General features: G+C 71.1%; 22 protein-coding genes. 8 read left to right on the top strand and 14 right to left on the bottom strand.

What is annotated here, in order from left to right; translation table 11 throughout:
- The first annotated feature begins 54 nt into the window (after window positions 1-54).
- Complete coding sequence (gene pknB, locus ACZ6B8_RS13775; protein ID WP_471088606.1) at window positions 55-2,073, top strand: Stk1 family PASTA domain-containing Ser/Thr kinase; 2,019 nt, start codon at window positions 55-57, stop codon at window positions 2,071-2,073.
- A 101-nt stretch (window positions 2,074-2,174) separates the two neighbouring features.
- Here the strand turns inward: pknB and ACZ6B8_RS13770 are convergent, their stop codons facing one another.
- From ACZ6B8_RS13770 to ACZ6B8_RS13745, 6 genes are read right to left on the bottom strand one after another with little or no spacing between them, the layout of a single operon-like run.
- Window positions 2,175-2,909: a class E sortase gene (locus ACZ6B8_RS13770; RefSeq protein WP_471607338.1), complete on the bottom strand. Its 735-nt coding sequence runs from the start codon at window positions 2,907-2,909 to the stop codon at window positions 2,175-2,177.
- Between the two features lie 24 nt (window positions 2,910-2,933).
- On the bottom strand, window positions 2,934-4,346 hold the full coding sequence (locus ACZ6B8_RS13765) for a class E sortase (protein ID WP_471607337.1): 1,413 nt from the start codon (window positions 4,344-4,346) through the stop codon (window positions 2,934-2,936).
- Entirely contained in the window at window positions 4,343-5,002 is a 660-nt protein-coding gene (locus ACZ6B8_RS13760) for an aminodeoxychorismate/anthranilate synthase component II (protein ID WP_471088600.1), read from the bottom strand. The genes ACZ6B8_RS13765 and ACZ6B8_RS13760 overlap by 4 nt, the downstream gene beginning before the upstream one ends.
- Window positions 4,999-5,160: a hypothetical protein gene (locus tag ACZ6B8_RS13755; RefSeq protein WP_471088598.1), complete on the bottom strand. Its 162-nt coding sequence runs from the start codon at window positions 5,158-5,160 to the stop codon at window positions 4,999-5,001. The genes ACZ6B8_RS13760 and ACZ6B8_RS13755 overlap by 4 nt, the downstream gene beginning before the upstream one ends.
- A 52-nt stretch (window positions 5,161-5,212) precedes the next feature.
- On the bottom strand, window positions 5,213-5,941 hold the full coding sequence (locus ACZ6B8_RS13750) for a class E sortase (RefSeq protein ID WP_471607336.1): 729 nt from the start codon (window positions 5,939-5,941) through the stop codon (window positions 5,213-5,215).
- Between the two features lie 16 nt (window positions 5,942-5,957).
- A complete protein-coding gene (locus tag ACZ6B8_RS13745) occupies window positions 5,958-6,728 on the bottom strand; it encodes a DUF881 domain-containing protein (RefSeq protein WP_471088594.1) in 771 nt (256 codons plus the stop codon).
- Window positions 6,729-6,870: 142 nt separating this feature from the next.
- Here ACZ6B8_RS13745 and crgA point away from each other — a divergent pair, with 142 nt between their 5' ends.
- The gene (crgA, locus tag ACZ6B8_RS13740; protein WP_055563960.1) at window positions 6,871-7,128 is read left to right on the top strand and encodes a cell division protein CrgA; all 258 of its coding nucleotides are present in this window, start codon (window positions 6,871-6,873) and stop codon (window positions 7,126-7,128) included.
- Between the two features lie 304 nt (window positions 7,129-7,432).
- On the opposite strand, the gene ACZ6B8_RS13735 is transcribed toward crgA, so the two are convergent.
- Together ACZ6B8_RS13735 and ACZ6B8_RS13730 are read right to left on the bottom strand one after the other, a co-directional pair.
- On the bottom strand, window positions 7,433-8,329 hold the full coding sequence (locus ACZ6B8_RS13735; RefSeq protein ID WP_471607335.1) for a rhomboid family intramembrane serine protease: 897 nt from the start codon (window positions 8,327-8,329) through the stop codon (window positions 7,433-7,435).
- 112 nt (window positions 8,330-8,441) lie between these two features.
- Window positions 8,442-8,975, bottom strand: coding sequence for a peptidylprolyl isomerase (locus ACZ6B8_RS13730; RefSeq protein ID WP_471088590.1), 534 nt, complete (start codon window positions 8,973-8,975; stop codon window positions 8,442-8,444).
- A 326-nt stretch (window positions 8,976-9,301) separates the two neighbouring features.
- Between ACZ6B8_RS13730 and ACZ6B8_RS13725 the strand changes: the two genes are divergently transcribed.
- The 3 genes from ACZ6B8_RS13725 (at window position 9,302) to ACZ6B8_RS13715 (ending at window position 13,324) form a co-directional block, all read left to right on the top strand.
- Window positions 9,302-10,009, top strand: a complete 708-nt coding sequence (locus ACZ6B8_RS13725) for a DUF5324 family protein (protein WP_471088588.1) — start codon at window positions 9,302-9,304, stop codon at window positions 10,007-10,009.
- A gap of 213 nt (window positions 10,010-10,222) precedes the next feature.
- Window positions 10,223-10,798, top strand: coding sequence for a flavin reductase family protein (locus ACZ6B8_RS13720; RefSeq protein WP_471607334.1), 576 nt, complete (start codon window positions 10,223-10,225; stop codon window positions 10,796-10,798).
- 228 nt (window positions 10,799-11,026) lie between these two features.
- Window positions 11,027-13,324: a (Fe-S)-binding protein gene (locus tag ACZ6B8_RS13715; protein ID WP_471607333.1), complete on the top strand. Its 2,298-nt coding sequence runs from the start codon at window positions 11,027-11,029 to the stop codon at window positions 13,322-13,324.
- 78 nt (window positions 13,325-13,402) lie between these two features.
- Here ACZ6B8_RS13715 and ACZ6B8_RS13710 read toward each other — a convergent pair whose 3' ends face one another.
- The 6 genes from ACZ6B8_RS13710 to ACZ6B8_RS13685 are packed head-to-tail and all read right to left on the bottom strand — an operon-like array spanning window position 13,403 to window position 19,509.
- Window positions 13,403-14,638, bottom strand: a complete 1,236-nt coding sequence (locus ACZ6B8_RS13710; RefSeq protein WP_471607332.1) for a 2Fe-2S iron-sulfur cluster-binding protein — start codon at window positions 14,636-14,638, stop codon at window positions 13,403-13,405.
- On the bottom strand, window positions 14,635-15,162 hold the full coding sequence (gene paaD, locus ACZ6B8_RS13705) for a 1,2-phenylacetyl-CoA epoxidase subunit PaaD (protein ID WP_471607331.1): 528 nt from the start codon (window positions 15,160-15,162) through the stop codon (window positions 14,635-14,637). Before paaD ends, ACZ6B8_RS13710 begins: the two co-directional genes overlap by 4 nt.
- A complete protein-coding gene (gene paaC / locus ACZ6B8_RS13700; protein ID WP_471088578.1) occupies window positions 15,159-15,989 on the bottom strand; it encodes a 1,2-phenylacetyl-CoA epoxidase subunit PaaC in 831 nt (276 codons plus the stop codon). Before paaC ends, paaD begins: the two co-directional genes overlap by 4 nt.
- The gene (gene paaB / locus ACZ6B8_RS13695; protein WP_355812227.1) at window positions 15,979-16,284 is read right to left on the bottom strand and encodes a 1,2-phenylacetyl-CoA epoxidase subunit PaaB; all 306 of its coding nucleotides are present in this window, start codon (window positions 16,282-16,284) and stop codon (window positions 15,979-15,981) included. The genes paaC and paaB overlap by 11 nt, the downstream gene beginning before the upstream one ends.
- Window positions 16,281-17,285 carry a 1,2-phenylacetyl-CoA epoxidase subunit PaaA gene (paaA, locus tag ACZ6B8_RS13690; protein WP_471088576.1) on the bottom strand — a complete coding sequence of 335 codons (1,005 nt, stop codon included), beginning with the start codon at window positions 17,283-17,285 and terminating at the stop codon, window positions 16,281-16,283. The genes paaB and paaA overlap by 4 nt, the downstream gene beginning before the upstream one ends.
- Before the next feature lies 1 nt (window position 17,286).
- A complete protein-coding gene (locus ACZ6B8_RS13685; protein ID WP_471607330.1) occupies window positions 17,287-19,509 on the bottom strand; it encodes an MMPL family transporter in 2,223 nt (740 codons plus the stop codon).
- Between the two features lie 354 nt (window positions 19,510-19,863).
- Here ACZ6B8_RS13685 and ACZ6B8_RS13680 point away from each other — a divergent pair, with 354 nt between their 5' ends.
- From ACZ6B8_RS13680 to ACZ6B8_RS13670, 3 genes are read left to right on the top strand one after another with little or no spacing between them, the layout of a single operon-like run.
- A complete protein-coding gene (locus ACZ6B8_RS13680) occupies window positions 19,864-20,928 on the top strand; it encodes a hypothetical protein (RefSeq protein WP_471607329.1) in 1,065 nt (354 codons plus the stop codon).
- On the top strand, window positions 20,925-21,167 hold the full coding sequence (locus ACZ6B8_RS13675; protein WP_471088570.1) for an acyl carrier protein: 243 nt from the start codon (window positions 20,925-20,927) through the stop codon (window positions 21,165-21,167). The genes ACZ6B8_RS13680 and ACZ6B8_RS13675 overlap by 4 nt, the downstream gene beginning before the upstream one ends.
- Window positions 21,167-22,741 carry a class I adenylate-forming enzyme family protein gene (locus ACZ6B8_RS13670; protein WP_471607328.1) on the top strand — a complete coding sequence of 525 codons (1,575 nt, stop codon included), beginning with the start codon at window positions 21,167-21,169 and terminating at the stop codon, window positions 22,739-22,741. Before ACZ6B8_RS13675 ends, ACZ6B8_RS13670 begins: the two co-directional genes overlap by 1 nt.
- Window positions 22,742-22,746 lie beyond the last annotated feature (5 nt).

Raw genomic sequence — 22,746 nt, 5'->3', positions numbered from 1 at the left:
CCGCCGGACCGCACAACGGTGCGGTCGGGACCGACGGAGAGGGCTGGATTAGCTATGGAAGAGCCGCGTCGCCTCGGCGGCCGGTACGAGCTGGGCCAGGTGCTCGGCCGTGGTGGCATGGCCGAGGTGTACCTCGCGCACGACACCCGGCTCGGCCGCACCGTGGCGGTGAAGACGCTGCGGGTGGACCTCGCTCGTGACCCGTCCTTCCAGGCCCGGTTCCGCCGGGAGGCCCAGTCGGCCGCCTCGCTCAACCACCCGGCGATCGTCGCGGTCTACGACACCGGCGAGGACTACGTCGACGGTGTCTCCATCCCGTACATCGTGATGGAGTACGTCGACGGCTCCACGCTGCGCGAGCTCCTGCACTCCGGTCGCAAGCTGCTGCCCGAGCGGGCCATGGAGATGACGATCGGCATCCTCCAGGCCCTGGAGTACTCGCACCGCAGCGGCATCGTGCACCGCGACATCAAGCCCGCGAACGTCATGCTGACGCGCAACGGCCAGGTCAAGGTGATGGACTTCGGCATCGCCCGCGCCATGGGCGACTCCGGCATGACCATGACGCAGACCGCCGCGGTGATCGGCACGGCGCAGTACCTCTCGCCCGAGCAGGCCAAGGGCGAGCAGGTCGACGCCCGCTCCGACCTCTACTCCACCGGCTGTCTCCTCTACGAGCTGCTCACGGTCCGGCCGCCCTTCGTGGGCGACTCCCCGGTCGCGGTGGCCTACCAGCACGTACGCGAGGAGCCGCAGGCGCCGAGCGTCTTCGACGGCGAGATCACGCCGGAGATGGACGCCATCGTCCTGAAGGCCCTCACCAAGGACCCGGACTACCGCTACCAGTCGGCCGACGAGATGCGCGCCGACATCGAGGCCTGCCTGGACGGCCAGCCGGTCGCCGCGACCGCCGCCATGGGCGCGGTGGGCTACGGCGGGGCCGACGGCTACGGCGCCGACCAGCAGACCGCGATGCTGCGTCCGCAGCACGGCCAGGGCCAGACGTCGATGATGCCGCCGGTCACCCCGGACGACGGGGGTTACGACGACGGCCGCGGACGCCGCCAGAAGAAGAACAACACCTCGACGTGGCTGCTCGTTCTCGCGGGCGTCCTGGTCCTGGTGGGGGCGATCCTCATCGGGAAGTTCGCGTTCAGCGGTGACGGCGGGGACAAGGACACCAAGGCGCCGAACTTCGTGGGCGAGACGCTCAAGGACGCCGAGGAGTCGGCCGAGAACGTCGGTCTGAAGCTTGAGGTCGGCGAGCGCAAGCCGTGTGAGAAGTTCCCCAAGGGCCAGATCTGCGATCAGGATCCCGGGGCGGACGCCACGGTCGAGAAGGGCGACACCGTCACGGTGACGGTGTCGACCGGCGCACCCAAGGTCGCGGTGCCGAGCGTCATCTCCTTGGACCAGGAGTCCGCCACCAAGAAGCTCACAAGCGACAAGTACCAGTTCGACGTCACCACAAAGTCCCGTGAGTCCACCGAGGACCCGGGCACGGTCCTGGAGCAGGACCCGACCTCCGGCACCGAGGTCCAGAAGGGCAGCAAGATCACGCTGGTCGTGGCCAAGAAGAAGGCGCAGTCCACGGTGCCCAGCGTGGCGGGCAAGACCTGGGAAGAGGCCAAGAAGCAGATCGAGGCCAACGACCTGGTGGCGCAGCGCGAGGACGTCGCCAGCGAGGAGGTCGAGGCGGGCAAGGTCATCCAGACCACGCCGTCCGCCGGATCGTCGGTCGACCCCGGTTCCACGGTCACCGTCCAGGTCGCCAAGGAGGCCGAGGAGACCACCGTCCCGCCCCTCACCGGCCAGAAGCTGAAGGACGCCCGCAAGGCCATCGAGGACGCGGGACTGAGCGTCGGCTCCATCACCGGCCCGCAGGACGACGACGCGCTGGTGGTCCTGTCGCAGCCCAACGCGGGTGAGAAGGCGAAGCCGGGCACCGCGGTCAACCTGTCGACCATGGGCGGGAACGGCAACGGGAACGGCGGCAACGGTGGCGGAGACCAGGGCGGCGGCAACGGCCTCGTCGGTGGTCTCGGCGACTGGGGCCGTCACGGCGACGACTGACAGCGCCTCTCGATGAAGAAGCCCCGGTACCGCTCAGCGGTACCGGGGCTTCTTCGTGTATCCGTTGCGTGTGGCCGGGCGGCTACCGGGTGCCGGGCGCGCTACTTCAGTTCCGCCGGCGGCGTCCGCTTCGCGTCGACCTTCTCGGTGCGCTCCAACTCGCCCCAGACCACGTAGCGGTAGCGCGAGGTGTAGACCGGGGTGCAGGTCGTCAGCGTGATGTAGCGGCCCGGCTTCTTGACGCCCGACTCCTTCGGGACGTCGTCGAGGACCTTCACGTTGAACTTCGAGGTCTCGGGCAGGGTCGCGTACACCTTGTACACGTACCAGGTGTCCCGTGACTCGAAGACGATCGCGTCGCCCTTCCCGATCTTGTCGATCTTGTGGAACTTCGCGCCGTGGCCGTCGCGGTGCGCGGCCAGCGCGAAGTTGCCCTTCTTGTCCTCGGGCAGCGCGGACTTGACCGGGGCCTTGTAGTAGCCGGCGACGCCGTCGTTGAGGACCTTGCTGCTGGTGCCCGCCTTGACGAGCACCTCGCCGTTGCCCATCGCCGGCACGTGCAGGAAGCCGATGCCGTCCTTGGTGTCGATCCTGCCGGGGCCGCTCGCCCAGTGGTCGCGCACCCGGTCGCCCTGCTTGTGCGCCTCGCGGTCCGCCACGACGTTCGTCCACCACAGCGAGTAGACGACGAACAGACCGAGCACGAGCCCCGCGGTGATGAGGAGTTCACCGAAGACGCTGACCGCGGTGGCGATGCGGCCGCGGCCCCGGCCGCGCGGTGCGGGGGACGGTGCGGGCGCCTCCGCCTGCTTCTCGTCGTCGGTCGTGGCTGCCACTCGATGTGCCCCGTTCTCACCGTTCTAGTTCACGAGCGCGCTGGGTTTTCCCTTGCTGCGCGGCCGTTCCTCGACCATCTTGCCCCAGACGATCATTCGATACTTACTCGTGAATTCCGGGGTGCAGGTGGTCAGTGTGATGTACCGGCCCGGTTTGGTGAACCCCGAACCCGGCGGAACGGGCCCGATCACGCTCGTGTTGCCGGGGGACGTCTGCGGCAGGATGCTCGCCATCTTGTAGACGAAGTACTTGTCCTGCGTCTCCACCACGATCGGGTCGCCCGGCTTCAGGTGGTTGATGTAGCGGAACGGTTCACCATGGGTGTTGCGGTGCCCCGCGACCGCGAAGTTGCCCGGCTCGGCGTCGGGCATCGGCGTCTTGGTGCGGCCCTCGCTGTAGTGGCCGACCATGCCGCGGTCGAGCACCTGGTGTTTGTCGATGCCCTCGGCGACCGGCACGACGACGTCCAGGCGCGGGATGTGCAGCAGCGCGAAGCCCTGCCCCGGCTCGAAGGCCCCCGGCTTGCCCTTGCCCTTGGCCCAGCTCTCCTGGAGGTCGTGGGCGGCGCCGTCCGCCTGCTGGTGGGCCCGGATGTTGGTCCACCACAGCTGGTACGTGACGAACAGCAGCATCAGGACGCCGACGGTGATGAAGACCTCGCCGAGCCCCCGGCTGATCACGGCGCCCGGCGACGGCCTGCGGGCGCGCTCCGCGCGTCGGGCCTCGAGGCGGGAGAGGGGGGCGGCGCCCGGCCCGGTCCGGGGGGCGTCGGCACGGTCGGCGGGCGAGCGGGTTCCGCCCTTCTTCGCGGCCTTGCGGCGGGCTGCCCGGCCGCCCTCCGCGGGGTGGTCGGCGCCGGTCTCCTGCCCGGCTATTCGACGGGTGTCCGCCGTCCGCAGTCCCACCGTCTCGTCGTCCCGCACCGGCTGTGCGGGCTGGGCGGGCTGGGCGGGCTGGGCGGGCTGGGCGGGCTGGGCGGGCTGGGCCAGCTGCGCGGGCTCGGGGGCGTAGGCGCCGTACAGCTGCTCGTACGTGGGTTCCTGCGAGGGCCCGGACCGGGGCCCGGGGTCCGTCGGCGACCGCACGCCGTACCAGTCGCGGGCGTACCCCTCGGGGTCGTACCACTCCTGCTCCGGCGGCTCGGCGGGCCGGCGCGGCTGCTCCGGTTGCTCCGGCTGCTGCGGTTGCTCCGGCTCCGGCTCGGCCGCGGGACCGCTGCGGAACCACGGCGAGGGGTGCTGCCCCGCGGGCGGGTCCTGCTCCGCTGAGGGGCGCTGACCCGGCAAAGGGTCCGTCAGCGGGTCGTCCAGATCGTCGACCGCCGCCTCGAACGCGCCTTCGTCCCCGTACGCACCCGCGTCCCCGTACGCGCCGTTCGCGTCGTTCGCGTCGTACGGGTCTCCGGAGGAGTCGCGCTCGGGGCGCAAGGCGGTCACGCCGTGGCCCGGCCCACCACCGGGGCCAGCCCACTCGATCGCCCGACGGCCTCCGTGTCGCCGCACTCCACCAGCCAGTTGGCGAGCATGAGATGGCCGTGCTCGGTCAGCACCGACTCGGGGTGGAACTGCACGCCCTCGACCGGAAGTTCACGGTGGCGCAGGCCCATGATGATGCCGTCCTCCGTCCGCGCGGTGACCTCCAGGTCGGCCGGGACGGTGGCCGGCTCGGCGGCCAGCGAGTGGTAGCGCGTCGCGGTGAACGGCGACGGCAGCCCCGCGAAGACGCCCTTGCCCTCGTGCCGGACGAGCGAGGTCTTGCCGTGCAGCAGCTCCGGGGCGCGGTCCACCACACCGCCGTACGCCACCGCCATGGACTGCATGCCGAGGCAGACGCCGAAGACGGGCACGCCGGTGGCGGCGCAGTGCCGCACCATCTCCACGCAGACGCCCGCCTGTTCCGGGGTGCCGGGGCCCGGCGAGAGCAGCACGCCGTCGAAGCCGTCCTGCGCGTGCCGGAGCTCGACCTCGTCGTTGCGCACGACCTCGCACTCGGCGCCCAGCTGGTACAGGTACTGGACGAGGTTGAAGACGAAGCTGTCGTAGTTGTCCACGACGAGGACACGGCTGCGGCGCGCGCCGCTCGGAGTACTCACTGTCCGTCCACGGTGACGTCGTTGAAGGGCAGCAGCGGCTCCGCCCACGGGAAGACGTACTGGAACAGCACATAGACGACCGCGAGGACGAGCACCAGCGAAATCAGTGCCCTGACCCATACGTTTCCCGGCAGATGCCGCCAGATCCAGCCGTACATGCCGTCCCTTCCGTCGCGTACGGCATGGCCTCCCTCGCCGTACGGCACCAGACTAACGGCGCAGTGCCTCCGGTTTCCCAGCCTCCACGGGCTGGGTGGCATCCAGATGGGCCCAGGCGATCAGCCGGTGGCTGTGGCCCCACTCCGGTTCGCAGGTCGTCAGCGTGAGGTAACGCCCGGGGCCGTCATAGCCCGATCTGCGCGGCACGGGATCGATGACACCGATGTCGCCGGGACGCGTGCGGTAGGGCTTCTTGTCGATGCGGTACGTGAACCAGGTCGTGCCGTCGGTCAGCACGACGGGATCGCCGGGGCGCAGCTCCGGGAAGTCCTTGAAGGGGTCGCCGTAGGTGCGGCGGTGGCCGGCCACGGAGAAGTTGCCCTTCTGTCCGAGCCGGGCGGTGGAGGCGTAGTGGCCGAGGCCCTTCTTGAGGACTTCGGTGCCGGTGCCCTGGAGCACGGGCTTGTTCCACGTGAAACCGAACCGCGGGATGTACATGACGGCGAAGGCCTTGCCGTCCTTGTAGGGGCCCGGCTTCTCCGGCGAGGTGTCGACCGGATCCTCCCCGGTCGCCTTGCCGTCCGCACCGCTGGAGCCGTCCGTACCGGTGGAGACCGCGCCCCGCGCCCACCGGTCCTGCAGCTCGTCGATCTGGCCGTCCATGGCGTGGTCGGCCTTCACGCCGGTCCAGAACAGGACGTACGCCACGAAGAGGACGATCAACGTGCCGACCGTGATGCACAGTTCGCTGAACGTCCTGACGATCACTCGCACCGACATAGGCTCCCCCAGCGGCTTACTCCACGGGCTTCGCGTAGTGGAGATCCACTGTGCCCGAGTAGCCGGGAAGAGTCACCGCCCCGTCGTCGTCCACTTTCCAGCCGAGGCCGTACGCGTTGACGTACAGCATGTAGTTCTGGATCTCCGGGGAGGCGGCGAGGGCGTTCCTGAGCTTGTCGGGGTCGCCGACCGCGGTCACCTTGTACGGCGGGGAGTAGACGCGGCCCTGGAGGATCAGGGTGTTGCCGACGCAGCGCACGGCGCTCGTGGAGATCAGCCGCTGGTCCATGACCTTGATGCCCTTGGCGCCGCCCTGCCAGAGGGCGTTGACCACGGCCTGCAGGTCCTGCTGGTGGATGACCAGGTCGTTGGGCTGGGGCTCGGGGTAGCCGGGGAGCTTGGCCGTGGCGTCGGGCGGGGCGTCGGCGAGAGTGACCGAGACCGCGGAGCCGCTGAGCTTCTTCGTGCCGGCGTTCTCCTCGAGGGCCTTGAGCCGGGCCTCGTCGGCCTTGGTGCCGCCGCTGTCGCGCTGGGCGAGCGATTCGACGTCGTCGCGCAGGGAGCCGTTGGACTCGTCGAGTTCGCCGTTCTTGTGGCTGCGCTCCTGAATGAGGTCGGAGAGTTTCAGGAGCGAGGCGTCGGTACGGATGTTGGTGCCCTTGGCCGTGTTGAAACTGGTGAAGAAGATCAGCCCGGCCAGGGCGAAGACAGCACCCGTAAGCACCCGAACCGGACGCCATCGGGGGCGACGACCGGGACCTTTGTGGGAGTCGGCAGAATTGCTCAACGTACCCTTATCTCCTTCAGCGCCGCGGAAGCACTACGCTAACGGACGCCCGGGGGAGGGTTCAGCTCCGTGTAGTGCCCCGCCCGGCGCCTGCCCACAGTTACCTGCGCGGCCACGCAGCGCATCGACAGGAGAGACCCTCGTGCCGAAGTCACGTATCCGCAAGAAGGCCGACGACTACACGCCGCCGCCCGCCAAGAAGGCGACGAACATCAAGCTGACCAATCGCAGCTGGGTGGCTCCGGTGATGCTGGCGATGTTCCTCATCGGCCTCGCCTGGATCGTCGTCTTCTACGTCACGGACGGCAAGCTCCCGATCGACCCCCTGGGCAACTGGAACATCGTGGTCGGCTTCGGCTTCATCGCGGCGGGCTTCGGCGTCTCCACGCAGTGGAAGTAGCCCCTCGCCCGTAGGTGAGGGAAGCGCCGCGCGCAAGCCTTGCCCTGAGTTATCCACAGCGCTATCCCCACCTGGGGATAAGACTGAAGATCTGTGGATAACCCTCGGCCGGTTGACGCCGGTGTGACTGACCCACCGGATCTCTGTTCGCCGCGTGCCCCTTGTCCTTCCTGGGGAAACCCAGGTCAGCGACGAGGGGCACGCGTGTTCCCCGCATCATGCACAAGATCCGGCACACGCTGTGGACAACCTGGGTACCGCCGGTGATACGGGCGCTCTGTCAAGTGCGGTTGTGCGCAATCCGTCAGGTGAGCTGTGCGGTCCGTACGAGGACCACGACCACCGTCGCGACCAGCACCAGCGCACAGCTGCCGTACTGGATGAGGCTCCGTCGCTCGCGCGGCGCGTGCACCATCGCGTAGCCGACGATGAGGCCGCCGACCAGACCGCCGACGTGGGCCTGCCAGGCGATGTCGGGCCACCCGAAGGTGATCACCAAGTTGATCGCCAGCAGCGCGATCACCGGCCGCATGTCGTAGTTCAGCCGCCGCATCAGGATCGCCGTCGCGCCGAACAGCCCGAAGATGGCGCCGGACGCGCCGAGCGAGGGCTGGTTCGGCTCCGCCAGGAGATACGTCAGGGCGCTGCCCGCGAGGCCGGACGCGGCGTAGAGCGCGAGGTAGCGGACGCGGCCGAGGGCGGCTTCGAGCGGGCCGCCGATCCACCACAGGCTGAGCATGTTGAAGGCGATGTGCAGATAGCCGCTGTGCAGGAACATCGCCGTCACCAGGCGGTACCACTGCCCCTCGGCGATGCCCTCCACCGAGCCGGACCCCGGGACGAAGGCGAGGCCCAGCAGCTCGAAGCGCTCGGTGAAGCGCTCCCCGACCCCCAGCTGCACGAGGAACAGCGCGAGGTTGACCCCCACGAGGATCTTGGTGACCAGCCGGGGGTCGGCCGCGACGGTGCCGCCCGCGACCGTGCGCGGCTGGGTGGCCGCGCGGGTGTGCCCGGTGCCCGAGCCGCCGCGGACGCAGTCGGGGCACTGGAAGCCGACCGAGGCGCTGATCATGCACTCGGGGCAGATGGGGCGCTCGCAACGGGTGCAGGTGATACCGGTCTCACGGTCCGGGTGCCGGTAGCACCGGGGCAGACCCGACGCCCCCTGCGGCTCCTGCGGGCTGCCTGGCGCCTGCTCCATGGGTTCCCTCATTCTCCGTACGGACGCACTGTGGCGGCACACCTGACAACGCGCCGCCCCGCCCTTCCTTACGGACGGGCGGGGCGGATTGGTTCCCTCGCGGATACGCGGGTCAGGCGTCCCGGGTCTCGACGACCACGGACTCGATGACCACGTCGTTCACGGGGCGGTCGGTGCGCGGGTTGGTCTGGGCGGCCGCGATGGCGTCCACCACCTTCTGGCTGGCCGCGTCGGTGACCTCGCCGAAGATCGTGTGCTTGCGCGTCAGCCACGCGGTCGGCGACACGGTCACGAAGAACTGCGAGCCGTTGGTGCCCGGGCCCGCGTTGGCCATCGCCAGCAGATACGGCTTGTCGAAGGCCAGGTCGGGGTGGAACTCGTCCGCGAACTCGTAGCCGGGGCCGCCCGTGCCGTTGCCCAGCGGGTCGCCGCCCTGGATCATGAAGCCACTGATCACCCGGTGGAAGACCGTGCCGTCGTAGAGCCGGTCCGAGGTCTTCTTACCGGTCGCGGGGTGGACCCACTCGCGCTCGCCCCGGGCGAGCTCGACGAAGTTCTTGACCGTCTTGGGCGCGTGATTCGGCAGAAGCCGGATCTCGATGTCGCCCTGGTTGGTCTTCAGGGTGGCGTAAAGCTGCTCAGCCACGATCTGCCTTCCGTTGTCTTCTGTGACTCCCCGATCCTCGCACGGACCGGATTGCGACGAGTAGCCACCGACTGGGCGCGCGTCGCAGGGATCCGTGGCATTGTCGGCCAAGAGCTCTTCTGCACCGATTCGATCGGATTGATCGGAACAGAGCCTCGGAATCGACGTGTTCAAGTCCGGCGCGAACGGATACAAGAAAGACCGGCGTCAGTGTTTCCGTGACCCGGATGCCCGCCCTCGCATGTCTTTCGGAGCGATCCGGAAGGCATGATCCCTGAAAGGGTGGAAAGGTGACATACCTATACGCCACCGAGGAGGAGGATCCCGTGACCCGCATCGACAGCGTGCGCGCCGCGACCGGCTCGGCCAAGGACAGCGTGCGTCACGCCGCGGACGCGGTGGCGCCCTACGCCGACACGGCCAAGGACCGGGCCAGCCACTACGCCCAGGAGGCGCGCGTGCGGCTCGCACCCAAGGTGTCGCAGGCCGCTGAGCAGGCCCGTGTCCAGTACGGCGCCCACGTCGCCCCCCGCGTCGAGCAGGCCCGCACCCATGTGCCGCCGAAGGTCGACCACGCCGCGCACGAAGCCGCGGTCCGCACGCGCAAGGCCGCCCGCCAGGCCGCCGAGTACTCCAAGCCCCGTATCGAGCAGGCGGTCGCCGCCGCGCAGCCGGTCCGCGAGGAGGCCGCGTCCCGTGGCACGGCGGCCCTCGCCGCGCTGCGCGGTCAGGTCTCGGCCAAGGAGATCCAGCGGTTGGCCCGCAAGCACGAGCGCCGGGCCCGGGTGGGCCGCCTCGCCAAGGGCCTCGCCGTTCTCGGCATCCTCACCGGTGGTGCGGTCGCCGCCTGGAAGTGGTGGGACAAGCAGGCCAACCCCGACTGGCTCGTCGAGCCGCCGGCCGCCACGGAGGTCCCGGACAGCGCGCCGCTGACCTCCGTCGACGGCAGCGGCCAGGCCGCGCTCGACCCCGAGGTCCAGGCCAAGCAGGCCGAGGCGGAGGCCGAGGGCAAGGACCGGGACAAGAAGAGCTGACCCGGCGGCCCGGTTCTGGAACGGACGACGCCGTATGACGCCGTGGGGCGGGAGGCCCGGGAGGGCTCCCGCCCCACGGCGTTTCGAGCGCGGGCCCGCGGTGTCCCATGGACCCGGCCCGCGATGTTTCACGTGAAACGAGCCACTTGGGTACAACAGTGACCGGGCGGCCGGTTAAGGGAGGGCGACAACTCTCCGCGGGAGGGCGAGGGCATGGCGGACGACGCGCACCGGGACGACGACGTGGACCGGGATGAAGGGGCGGTCCGGGGCGGAGACGTGGACCGGGGCGGTGCTGCGGTCGATGAGGACATCGCGGTCTTCACCGGGCTCCCCGACCCCGGCGTGTACGTGGTCACCGCCGCGGCGGACGGAGAGCGCGCGGGCTGTCTGGTCGGCTTCGCGAGCCAGTGCTCCGTACAGCCCTCGCGGTTCGCCGTCTGGCTCTCCACGGCCAACCACACGTATCGCCTCGCGCTGAAGACGCGCACCCTCGTGGTCCACCTGCTGCCCCGCGACCGCCACGACCTCGCCGCCCGCTTCGGCTCGCTGTGCAGCGCGGAGACGGACAAGTTCGACGGTCTCGACTGGCACGAGGGGCCGGACGGGACGCCCGTGCTCGACGACGCTCTCGCCTGGTTCGCCGGGCGTGTCCAGGGCCGTTTCGACGGAGGGGACCATGTCGCCTTCGTGCTCGACCCGGTCGCCGCGTACGTCGCCGAGACCGAGGACCGCACCCCGCTCTCGCTCCACGACGTGAGCGACATCAGCGCCGGGCACCCCGTCTGACCGCACCGGTTCACCGCGCGTCGACCGCCGGGTCCGGCTCATCAGCGACGCAGATCACTGCGTATGCGGGTGCACTGCCGAGGAGTGGGGCGGTACGCTCATACGAGCTCAATAAGTTACCGCTTAGTAATAGTCGGGCCGGGGCCCCGCCAGTCCGGGTGGGCGCCCGCTCGGAGATATACGCATCTACGTCCATCAGCCCCACCGGGACCGGTTCGAGGAGCCCCCATGCAACTCGCCGCGATCGTCGTTTCGCTGACACTCAGCGCGGTCGGCATTGCATTGTTCGTGCGCGCCTTCGTGCACTTCTTCCGTTTCTTCCGGCTGGGTGCGCCGCTGCCGGAGAACGCGAATCGTCTGGACAACCCCTGGCAGCGGAGCGTGACGCTGGTCAAGGAGTTCCTGGGCCACACGCGCATGGCCCAGTGGGGTCTGGTGGGCTTCGCCCACTGGTTCGTCGCGCTGGGCTTCTACACCCTGATCCTGACGATCGTGAACGCGTACGGGCAGCTGTTCGACCCGGAGTGGACCCTGCCGGTCATCGGTGGCTGGCTGCCGTACGAGATGTACATCGAGTTCATCGGCACCGGCACCACGCTCGGCATCGTGATCATGTTCGTGATCCGGCAGCTGAGCCTGCCGACCCGGCCGGGCCGCAAGTCCCGCTTCGCCGGCTCGAACCGCGCCCACGCCTACTTCGTCGACACCGTCATCTTCCTCATCGGCCTCTCGGTGATGGCGCTGCGCGGTCTGGAAGGCGTGCTGCACCACGCGGACTACGGCCCGGACAACTACGTCTCGTACGGCGTGACGCTCCTCTTCGACGGCGTCAGCCACTCCGGTGTCGAGACCTGGGTCTACTTCTTCGCCATGCTCAAGCTGGGCGCGTCGTTCATCTGGATGATCACGGTCAGCCTGAACCTCGACATGAGCATCGCCTGGCACCGCATGCTCGCCTTCCCGAACATCTGGTTCAAGCGGGAGTCCTCCGGCCGCACCGCCCTGGGCGGGCTGCAGCCGATGGCCTCGGGCGGCAAGCCGATCGACTTCGAGGATCCGGGCGACGACGACGTGTACGGCGTCTCGCAGGTGGAGCAGTTCTCCTGGAAGGGCCTGCTGGACTTCTCCACATGCACGGAGTGCGGGCGGTGCCAGTCGCAGTGCCCGGCCTGGAACACCGGCAAGCCGCTCTCGCCGAAGCTGCTCATCATGTCGCTTCGGGACCACTCCCACGCCAAGGCCCCCTACCTCCTCGCCGGTGGCGGCAAGACGATGGAGGGCGAGGAGAAGGCAAGCGCCGAGCAGCTCGCCGACGTGCCCGCCGCAGCACTCGCCGAGGCCGAACGCCCGCTGATCGGGACGGTCGAGGAGAACGGGGTCATCGACCCCGACGTCCTGTGGTCCTGCACCACCTGCGGCGCCTGCGTGGAGCAGTGCCCCGTCGACATCGAGCACGTCGACCACATCGTCGACATGCGCCGCTACCAGGTCATGATCGAGAGCGCGTTCCCCTCCGAGGCCGGGACGATGCTCAAGAACCTGGAGAAGAAGGGCAACCCCTGGGGCCTGGCCAAGAAGCAGCGTCTGGAGTGGACGAAGGAAGTCGACTTCGAGGTGCCGGTCGTCGGCAAGGACGTCGAGGACCTCACCGAGGTCGAGTACCTGTACTGGGTCGGCTGCGCCGGCGCCCTGGAGGACCGCGCGAAGAAGACCACCAAGGCCTTCGCCGAACTCCTGCACATCGCCGGCGTGAAGTTCGCCATCATGGGCGGCGACGAGAAGTGCACCGGTGACTCCGCCCGCCGCCTGGGCAACGAGCCGCTCTTCCAGCAGCTCGGCCAGGAGAACGTCATGGCCCTCAACATGGCCTTCGGCGAGGAGCTCGACGACGACGGCAACGTCACCGCCGAGTCCCGCAAGCCCAAGACGGCCAAGAAGATCGTCGCGACCTGCCCGCACTGCCTCAACACCATCGGCAACGAGTACCCGCAGCTCGGCGGCGACTACGAGGTCATCCACCACACGCAGTTGCTCCAGCACCTGGTGGACGAGCGCAAGCTCATACCCGTGACCCCGGTCGAGGGTTTGATCACGTATCACGACCCCTGCTACCTCGGCCGTCACAACAAGATCTACACGCCGCCGCGCGAGATCATCGCCAGCGTCCCCGGCCTGCGCAACGAGGAGATGCACCGTCACAAGGAGCGCGGCTTCTGCTGCGGCGCCGGCGGTGCCCGCATGTGGATGGAAGAGCGCATCGGCAAGCGCATCAACAACGAACGCGTCGACGAGGCACTCAGCCTCAACCCGGACATCGTGTCCACGGCCTGCCCCTTCTGCCTCGTCATGCTCACCGACTCCGTCAACGGCAAGAAGAACGACGGCCAGGCCAAGGAGAGCATCAACGTCGTCGACGTCGCCCAGCTCCTCCTGGACTCCGTGAAGACACCGGCCGAGGCGTCGGACGGTGAAGCGGACGGCGAAACCGAGACCGTCGGCGAACCGGAGTCCGAACCGGTCAAGTAACCGGCCCTCGGGCGCCCCGTTCCACGAGACAGGGCCGGAACCGCACTGCGCGGTTCCGGCCCTGTCCTGCCGCTGTCGTCACGCGTCGAAGTCCAGCCCCACATGCCCGGACGCCGGACGGGCCTGGCACGGCAGGGTGTAGCCGGCGTCCTGTTCCTCCTGGGTGAGCGCGTAGCGCCTAGCGAGCACCACCTCGCCGTCGACGACCCGGGCCCGGCACGAACCGCACAGGCCGTCGCGGCACGAGTACGGGGTCTCCGGCCGGTGCCGCAGGACCGCCGCGAGGAGCGAGGGGTCCTGCGGGGTCATCTCGGCCTCGGTGCTGCGGCCGTGCAGCCTCGCCGTGATCCGGGCCCCGCCGCCGTCACCGCCACCGTCACCCGCACCGCCTACCGCCGCCCCCGCACCGGCGCCCGGCCCCGGGCCCTGACGGCCCGTCAGGTCCCGCGCCGCCGGATCCGCCGAGAACAGTTCCCTGCGGACGCGCGAGGGCGGGGCGCCCAGCTCCCGCAGCACCTGGTCCGCCGACTCCACCAGGCCCCACGGGCCACAGAGGTAGAAGTACGTGCGGTCGTCACCCGGCGCGGCACCGAGTCCGGCCAGCAGGCGCGGCAGCTTCGCGGCGTCGATCCGGCCGGACAGCACCTCCGACTCGCGCTCCTCCCCGGACAGCACGTGCAGGACGAAGAACCGGCCCGTGTGGCGGTCCTTGAGATCCGCCACCTCCTCGGCGAGGAGGGTCGAGCGCGCCGTGCGGTTGGCGTAGAGGAGCGAGACCCTGCACCCCGGGTCGTCGCGCAGCGCCGCGGCCGCCATGCTCAGCAGCGGGGTGATCCCGCTGCCGCCGCCGATGAGCACGTGGTGGGCGCCGGTCCGGTCCGCGAGCGTGAAGCTGCCCTTGGGCGGGCCGACGTCGAGGGTGTCGCCCACGGCGAGCCGGGTGACGGCGTGCTCGCCGAAGCCGCCGGGGCCCAGTTGCTTGACGACGATGCGCAGGGTGCCCGGCGGGGCGGAGACCGGGGGGCGGCAGATCGAGTAACTGCGCCGGATCTCCTCGCCGGTGCCGGTGTCGGTGCCGGCACCCGTGACGGTGCCCGTACCGATGCCCGTACTCGTACTCGTCCCGACGAGCCGGTGGCGTACCGCGACGTGCTGTCCGGGGCGGTGGGCGAAGGTGGGCGCCAAGGCGTCGGGGACGCCGAGGGTGACGGCCACGGCGGACTCGGTGAGCCGCTCGACGCGGCGCACCGGCAGCGCGTGGAAACCGGGCGTGCGCTCCGTGCGGGCGGGAGCGGCTCCGTCTCGTGGTGTCATATCGCCTTCATGTGGCCGAAGGTCTCCCGGCAGCCGAGGCAGACCAGCACCGACTGGCAGCGCGTCGCCCCGAAGGGGCTCTGCGGCCGGGTGGCCGTCGAGCCGCAGTGCGGGCAGGCCGCGCCGGTGCCGAGCCGCAGCGGAAGCGGCGCGGTCCGGCTGCCCGGGGGCGAGATGCCGTGCTCGGCGAGCTTGCGCCGCCCGTCGGCGGTGATCCAGTCGGTGGTCCAGGCGGGCGCGAGGGCGGTCCGCACCCGCCCGTCCGGGTGCCCGCAGCGGGCGAGTTCGGCCCGGATGTCCGCCACGATGGTGTCCATGGCGGGGCATCCGGTGTAGGTGGGCGTCACGGTGACCTCCACGGCCCCGTCGGGCCCCGCCGTCACCTGCCGCACCACCCCCAGCTCGCCGAGGGTGATCAGGGGCAGCTCCGGGTCGGCGACGGCGGCGACCCGCTCCCGTACCCGTTCGGGAGCCAGCCGCTCCCGCGGCGGTTCCGGCGCCGGCCGCGCGCGTACCGCCGTCACCAGGTGCCCCCGGGATACTGCCGGTGCACCGCCTGGAGTTCGGCGATCAGCGGTCCGAACCCCTCGGTGTGCAGACCGTCCCGGCCGCCCCGGGAGTGCCAGGTCGCCCTGGGCAGGGTCAGTCCGGCCCGGGCGAGGACGCCGCCGACGGCCGCGTCCCACTCCGCGCGCAGGCCCGCCGGGTCCACGGCGACACCGTCCGCCACGAGCCGCGCGGTCACCTCGTCCGCCGTGAACAGCTCGGCGGTGTACGGCCAGACCTGCTCCAGGCCCGCCTGCATCCGGCGGTGGCTCTCCTCGGTCCCGGTGCCGAGGCGGACCGTCCACTGCTCGGCGTGCGTGCAGTGGTAGGCGGACTCCTGGACGGCCTTGCCGGCGAACGCGGCGAGGGCCGGGTCCGCGGAGCCGGTGAGCGCGGCGTACAGCAGCCGGGTGTGGTGCGCGAGGCAGAGCTGGCGGGCGAGGGTGAGCCCGTAGTCCCCGTTGGGGATCTCCGCGAGCAGCACGTTGCGGAACTCCCGCTCGGTGCGGGTGAACGCGAGGGTGTCCTCGTCGCCGTGGCCGGTCAGCTCGGCGGAGTACGCGAGCAGGGTGCGGGCGTGGCCGAGGAGGTCGAGGGCGATGTTCGACAGCGCCAGGTCCTCCTCGATGGAGGGCGCCCTGGTCACCCAGGCGGAGAGCCGCTGGCAGAGGATCAGGGCGTCGTCGCCGAGAGCGAGCGCGTACTGGGCGGTGTCGCTCTCCAGCGCGGCGGTGTCCCGCGGCGCGGCCGGGGCGGGCGGGGCCGTCGCGGTCCGGTTCGTCGCGGTCAGGGTCTCAGTGGCCATGGTCGCTTCCGCCCGCCGGGGCCGCGTACTGCTCGGAGAGCCGGTACGGCTTGCCCGTGCCGTTGCTGAACAGCGGCTCCTTCTCGTCCGGCGCGGTGGCCCGGATGTCCGAGGAACGGACCACCCAGATCGACGACGGCTCGCCGCGCCGCGTGTACAGGTCGCGCGCGTTGGCCATCGCCAGGTCGGCGTCGGCGCCCAGCACCGAGCCGACGTGCTGGTGCCCGAGGCCGCGGCGGGTCCTGACGAAGACCTCCCACGGCGTCTCGGCTCTCGTGGTCGTGTACGTGCTCATCCCGTCTCCTGTTCCGCTTCGTGCCGGGCTGCCGCGACCGCGGCCTCCCGTACCCAGGCGCCGTCCTCGTGCGCGGCGACCCGGTGGGCCAGGCGCTGGCGCGCGCACTGGGAGTCGTCCGAGAGCACCTCGCGGTACTGGTCCCAGCTGACCGGCGTGAAGTCGTGGTGCCCGCGCTCGGGGTTCCAGGCGATGGCCGGGTCGGGCAGGCTCAGGCCCAGCTCCTCGGCCTGCGGCACGCAGATGTCGACGAAACGCTGGCGCAGCTCGTCGTTGGGGTGCCGCTTGATGCCCCAGGCGATGGCCCGCTTGGTGTGCGCCGCGCCGAACGCGGCGGCGCGGTCCTTGCTCGCCGGGGTGTCCGGCGGCCCGAACATCAGCGCCACGGCCGGCAGCCACCAGCGGTTCACCGCGTCCTGGGCCATCCGCCGCTGCGCGGGCGTGCCCTGGCACAGCGCGCGCAGCGAGTCGAAGCCCTGGCGTACGTGGAAGGTCTCCTCCTGGCAGATGCGGAGCATGGCGCGGCCGTAGGGGCCGTACGACGTGCGGCACAGCGGCACCTGGTTGATGACGGCGGCGCCGTCCGTCAGCCAGGCGATGGCGCCGGTGTCCGCCCAGGTCAGCGCCGGGTGGTTGAACGTGCCCGCGTAGCGCTGGCTGCCGTTGTGCAGGGCGTCGAGCAGTTCGGCGCGGCTGACGCCGAGGGTCTGCGCCGCCGCGTAGAGGTAGAGCCCGTGGCCCGCCTCGTCCTGCACCTTGGCGAGCAGGACGGCCTTGCGGCGCAGCGAGGGCGCGCGGGCGATCCAGGCGCCCTCCGGCTGCATGCCGATGATCTCCGAGTGGGCGTGCTGGCCGATCTGCCGTACGAGCATCCGCCGGTAGCCGTCCGGCATCCAGTCGTGCGGCTCGACCCGCTCGTCGTTGCGGAGCAGGTCCTCGAAGCGTTCCCGCAGCCGCTCGGCCGGCGCGGGGGCGGCCGTACCGGTCGTGCCGGCGGTCACCTCAGCCCTCCCGTCCGGTGGAGACGGGCTCGCGTCCGGCGCCCGGCGCCGCGGGCGCGGCCGGCTCGTCCCGCTCCCGCAGTCCGCTCAGGAAGCGGGTGTGGAAGCGGCGCAGCGGCCCCGGCGCCCACCAGTTGGCCTTGCCGAACAGCGCCATCAGCGAGGGCACCAGGAGCGCCCGGACGAGGGTGGCGTCGATGATGACCGAGACGGCCGTGCCGTATCCGAGCTGCTTGATGAAGATCAGCCGGGAGAGCACCAGGGCGCCCATCGGAATGCAGAAGAGCACCGCGGCGAGCGTGACCGTGCGGCCGACCTTCTCCAGGCCGAGCGCGATGGCCTCGCGGTCCGGAAGCCCGTGGTCCACGCCCTCCTTGATGCGGGAGAACAGGAAGACGGTGTAGTCGGTGGACATCGCGAGGGCCACCGCCAGCAGGATGATGAGCATCGTCGGCTGGAGCGCGTCCTGCCCGGTGAAGTCGAAGAGCCCCTCCAGGTGGCCGTCCTGGAAGGCGAGGATGAGCAGGCCGAGGGTGCTGCCGAGGGTGAGCAGGTTGGTGATGACGGCCTTCAGCGGGAGCACCACCGAGCCGGTCATCGCGAAGAGGATGAGCAGCGTGGTGAGCGACATCAGGCCGATGCTCAGCGGCAGGTGGTCGCCGAGGCTGCTCATCATCGCGTCGTAGAGCGCGGTGTTGCCGGTGGGCACGGTCGGGTACGGGGCGTCCACGGCCTGCACCGCGTCGAGGGTGTCCTGGGCGTCGAGCGACAACGGCGCGTCCTCCAGCGCCAGTTGGGTGTCCCACATGCCGTCGCCGATCGGGCGGGGCGGCGTCACGTCGGCGACGCCGTCGAGCTCCGCGAGCCGCTCGCCATACTTGGTGAGCTCGGCGCCCGCGTCCTTCGGCGCCTCGGAGACGAGGTGCACCGGCGACTGGAGCGAGCCGGGGAAGTCCTTCTCCAGCGAGGCGTAGACCCGGCCCGCGTCGGAGTCGGCGGGCATCGAGGCGGAGTCGATGCCGGTGAACTTGATGCCGAAGGCGGGCAGCGCGAGGACCACGAGGACCGCGCTCGCGGCGACCGCGGCACTCACCGGGCGGCGCATCACACCGTGCGAGAAGCGGTACCAGCGCCCGCCGGACGCGTTCTCCGCGCCGAGCTCCTGGGTGCGCTGCCAGCTCTTGGGCGCCCACTTGTTGATGCGGCCGCCCAGCGCGGCGAGCAGCGCCGGCAGGCCGAACAGCGCGAAGAGCAGCGCGCCGAGCGAGGTGGCGATGCCGGCGATGCCCATCGTGTAGAGGAACCGCTGCGGGAAGACGAGCAGCGAGGCCAGCGCCACGGCGACGGTGAGCCCGCTGAACAGGACGGTGCGGCCGGCCGTGCGCATGGTCCGGCCGACGGCGTCGAGGGTGGCGTGACCGGCCCGCAGCTCCTCCCGGAAGCGGGAGATGATCAGCAGGCTGAAGTCGATGGACAGGCCGATGCCGAGCGCCATCACCAGGTTGAGGGCGAAGATCGACAGGTCGAGCACGGTCATCACCGCGCCGAGCACGCCCAGCGCCACGGCGATGGAGACGAGAGCGCCGCCGAGCGGGATCAGCGCCGCGATGACCCCGCGGAAGATGAAGAGCAGCAGGATCAGCAGGATCGGGAAGGCGAGCGCCTCGGCCTTGCCGAGGTCCTCGCTGGAGATGGTGCTGGCCTCGACGTTCGACGCGGTCGGGCCGCCGAGGGTGACGCTGTCGCGCAGGTGGCCGTCCGCCTCCAGGCGGTCCTGGGTCGCGGTGACGGCCTTGGTGACGGCGTCGCCGGGCGCGAAGCCCTTGACGGAGGCGACGAAGTAGGTGCTCCGGCCGTCCTTGCGCACCATCGCGGGGTTCTTGGCGGAGACGTAGTCCGCGACGCCCGTGACCTCGGGCCGCTTCTTGATCAGGTCGACCGCGCGGCGCAGCCGCTCGGGCCGCTCGCCGGAGCGGGCGTCGACGGGCTCGTCCAGCTCGACGAGGACGACGTAGCCCTGTTCGAGGCTGGCGCCGGTGGCCTTCTCGACGTCGTCGAGGACCTTGACGGCGGCCGACTCCGAGTCGTCGTAGTCGTCCACGCCCATGGTCATGGACTTCATCTGGGATCCGCCGCCCGCCAGACAGACGAGCGCGAGCAGTCCGACCGTCCAGAGCAGACGCCTCGGTCCCCTCTCCAGCAGGTGCAACAGCCTTCCGAACACTTCGCAGACTCCCTTTCGCGGAGGGGGCGTTACCGGGCCGAGGGCGTGACACCCCCGTGGGTGAATGAGGCCGCGGAACGGCCCCGCAATCCACGGCGGGCCTATGGGGTACGCCACACGGACTTTTCCGGGGGTCGAGGGATTGCCGGGGCGGTCCGCCGGACTCTTCTGTGGTGCGTGCCCGTCCGGCGCGCAGGCCCGGTGCCGCGTTTCCGCACCGCCTCCGTACTGCTTCGTCCTGCTTCCGCACCGCCTCAGCACCGCCTCAGCACTGCTTCCGCACCGCCCGAGCGCCCCGTCGCGCGCTCGCGGCGGCCTTCGCCCACCCCTTTCGTCCGGAAGGACCGCGCCACCATGTCTTCTGACGTCCGCTCACGCGCCGCAGCGCCGCCCCCCGAGGGGGACGCGGCCGCGGATCCCGCGCTGCGGCCCTGGCTGTCGGCGCTGCGCGCGCTGGTGCCGATGCCGGAGCGCTACCGCGAGCTGCGGGTGGGCCGGGACGAGGCGCGCGCCCTGCTCGGCTGCCGGGACGAGCTCCTGGACCAGCTCGCGGCGGCCGGCCTCGCCCACACGGGCTCCGGCCCGGACCTTCGCTTCGACTACCACGACCTGGCCAACACGGCCCTCTACTCCGGCGCCACCACGAGCGTCCCGCTGGCCGGGCAGCGGATGATGCTCCGGTTCGCCGCGGGCGCCCCGGACACCTGGACCCCGCCGCGCCACTGGACGCTGGACTGGCGGCTGCGCTGCCGCGATGCCCGGTGCCCCGGCGGCGCCTGGCGGATCGCGCTGCCCACACCCGAGGTCTTCGGCGGCCATCTGGAGGCGCTGGAGTGCGAGCAGCCGGCGGTACGCGAGGACGGCACGCTCGTCGTCGGGCACGCCGCGTCGGTGCGGCTGACCGGCCGGGTCACCACTTCCGGGTGGCGCGCCCCGCTGCTCTCGGCGGCCGCGCGGCGCCACTTCGACGCGCTGGTCGGCGAGTTGCGCGACGGCCCCTACCGCTTCCAGTGGATGCATCCGCGGCTGCGCACCGACCCGGCCGAGACCGAACGGCTGGGGATCATGGACTGCACCGTCTGCTCCCTGGAGCTCCGGCGCAGGGCGGAGGCGGACGGCCTCACCGCCCGGACCCGCCGCGGGCGCTACCTGGGGGTGCTCGACGCCGAGCACGCCTGGTGCGAAGTCCTGGACGAGGACGGCGTGTTCAAGCCCGTCGACCCGGTCTTCGCGGTCCTCTCCGAGCGGCACAGGCCGCCCCACGAGGAGTTCTCGGACTTCTGTGCCGGCTCCGTCCCGAGCCGGTTCCTGCCCTGGTCGGTGCCGGCCGGCGAACCGCTGGCCGTGCACGACTGCCCCGTATCCGACGGGACCTGGGACAACACCTTCAGCGGCACCACAGCGAAAGGCAACGCATGAGCACCGTACGGGAGATGCTCGTCGAACTGACCGGCCTGACGGAGTTCGGCGGCGAGATCGCGGACGACGCCGACCTCAGCGCCAGCGGCGTCGACTCGGGCGACCTGGTCCGCCTGGTCCTGCTCATCGAGGAGCGGACCGGTGTGGAGGTCACCGCGGAGGACATGGACGACCTGTCCTCCATCGCCGACTACGAGCGGCTGATCGCCGCGCGCGGCGTGGCCGAGGGAGCCGCCTGATGTGGCTCGGCCAGGTCCTGCACCGGGGCCGGCAGTGCTTCGGGGACCGCACGGCGCTGATCGACGCCGAACGCTCGGTGACCTGGACCGAGTTGGACGAGCGCACGACCCGGCTGGCCCGCGGTCTCGCGGCGCGCGGCGTCGGCCGGGGCGACCGGGTGGCCGTCCTGTCCCTGGACCGCATCGAGGTCATCGAGTCCTACTTCGCGCTGGCCAAGCTCGGCGCGCTCTTCGTGCCGCTGAACCACAGCCTCACGGCGCCCGAGGTGACGGGCATGGTGCGGCGCACCGGGGTGAGCGTGATCCTCGGTGAGGCCGCGCTCCTCGACCGCCACCCCGAGCTGCCGGTGCGGCTGCGCGTCGCGGTGGACGGCCCGGAGTACGCGGAGCTGACCGGGCCGGCGACGACGCCTGCCGGCGAGGAGGACGACGACGGCGGCGATGCCGAGAGTTTCCGGCTTCCCGACGTGGCCGACAGCGACCTCGCCGCGATCCTGCACACCTCGGCCACCACGGGGCGGGCCAAGGGCGTCACCGTCGACCACGGCTCGTTCCGCGGCATCTCGCTCGGCTGGCTCGCCACGGCGGCGCCGACCGACGACATGGTCCTCGTCAACTGCTGCCCGCTCTACCACGGCAGCATGACGGTCATCCTCACGTACCTGGCGGCGGGCGCCACCGTCGTCCTGCTGCCGGGGTTCACACCGCAGCGGGCGCTCGCGGCGCTGGAGCGCCACCGGGCCACGCACGTCTGGCTCGTCCCGCAGATGCTCCGCTTCCTGCTGCAGAGCAAGGGCATGGCGGGCGCCGACCTCGGCGCGCTGCGCGAGGTGCTGTACGGGGCGGCGCCGATGCCGGTCGAGCTGCACGCCGAGGCCGCCGAGCGGCTCGACTGCGGCTTCCGGCAGGTGTACGGCATGACCGAGGTGGGCGGGCCGTTCGCCACCCTCACCCCGGACGACCACCGCACCCTCGCCACCGGCGCGCCGCTGCCCGCGGGACGCGTCATCCCCGGCATGTCGGTACGGGTCCTCGACGACGCGGGCACGGAGCTGCCGCTCGGCGCGGTCGGCGAGATCACCGTGCGCGGCCCCGGGCTGATGCGCGGCTACTGGAACAACCCGGCCGCCACCGAGGAGATCACCGTCGACGGCTGGATCCGCACCGGCGACCTCGGCCTCATCGACGAGAGCGGTCTCATCCACCTCGTCGACCGGCGCAAGGACCTGATCCTGCGCGCCGGGCAGAACGTCTACCCCGCCGAGATCGAACGCGCGCTGCTCACCCACCCGCTGGTGCGCGACGCGGCCGTGGTCGGCGTCCCGGACCCCGACTACGGCGAGGTACCGACGGCGTACGTCGTCACCGGACCCGCGGGACCGGCGGACACCCCGGCCGACGGCACACCGCCGGACACCGCCGCCGACGGCGCGCCGGCCGTCACCCGGGCCGAGCTGATGGCCCACCTCGCCGAGCGCCTCGCACCGTACAAACGCCCCCGGCATCTGGAGTTCATCGACCAGGTGCCCCGTAGCCCCGCCGGAAAGATCCTCAAGCGGCTGCTGCGCACCTGAGCCGG

This window comes from Streptomyces sp. NPDC041122 (assembly GCF_055592445.1).
This window is presented reverse-complemented; position numbering and strand designations above follow the sequence as displayed.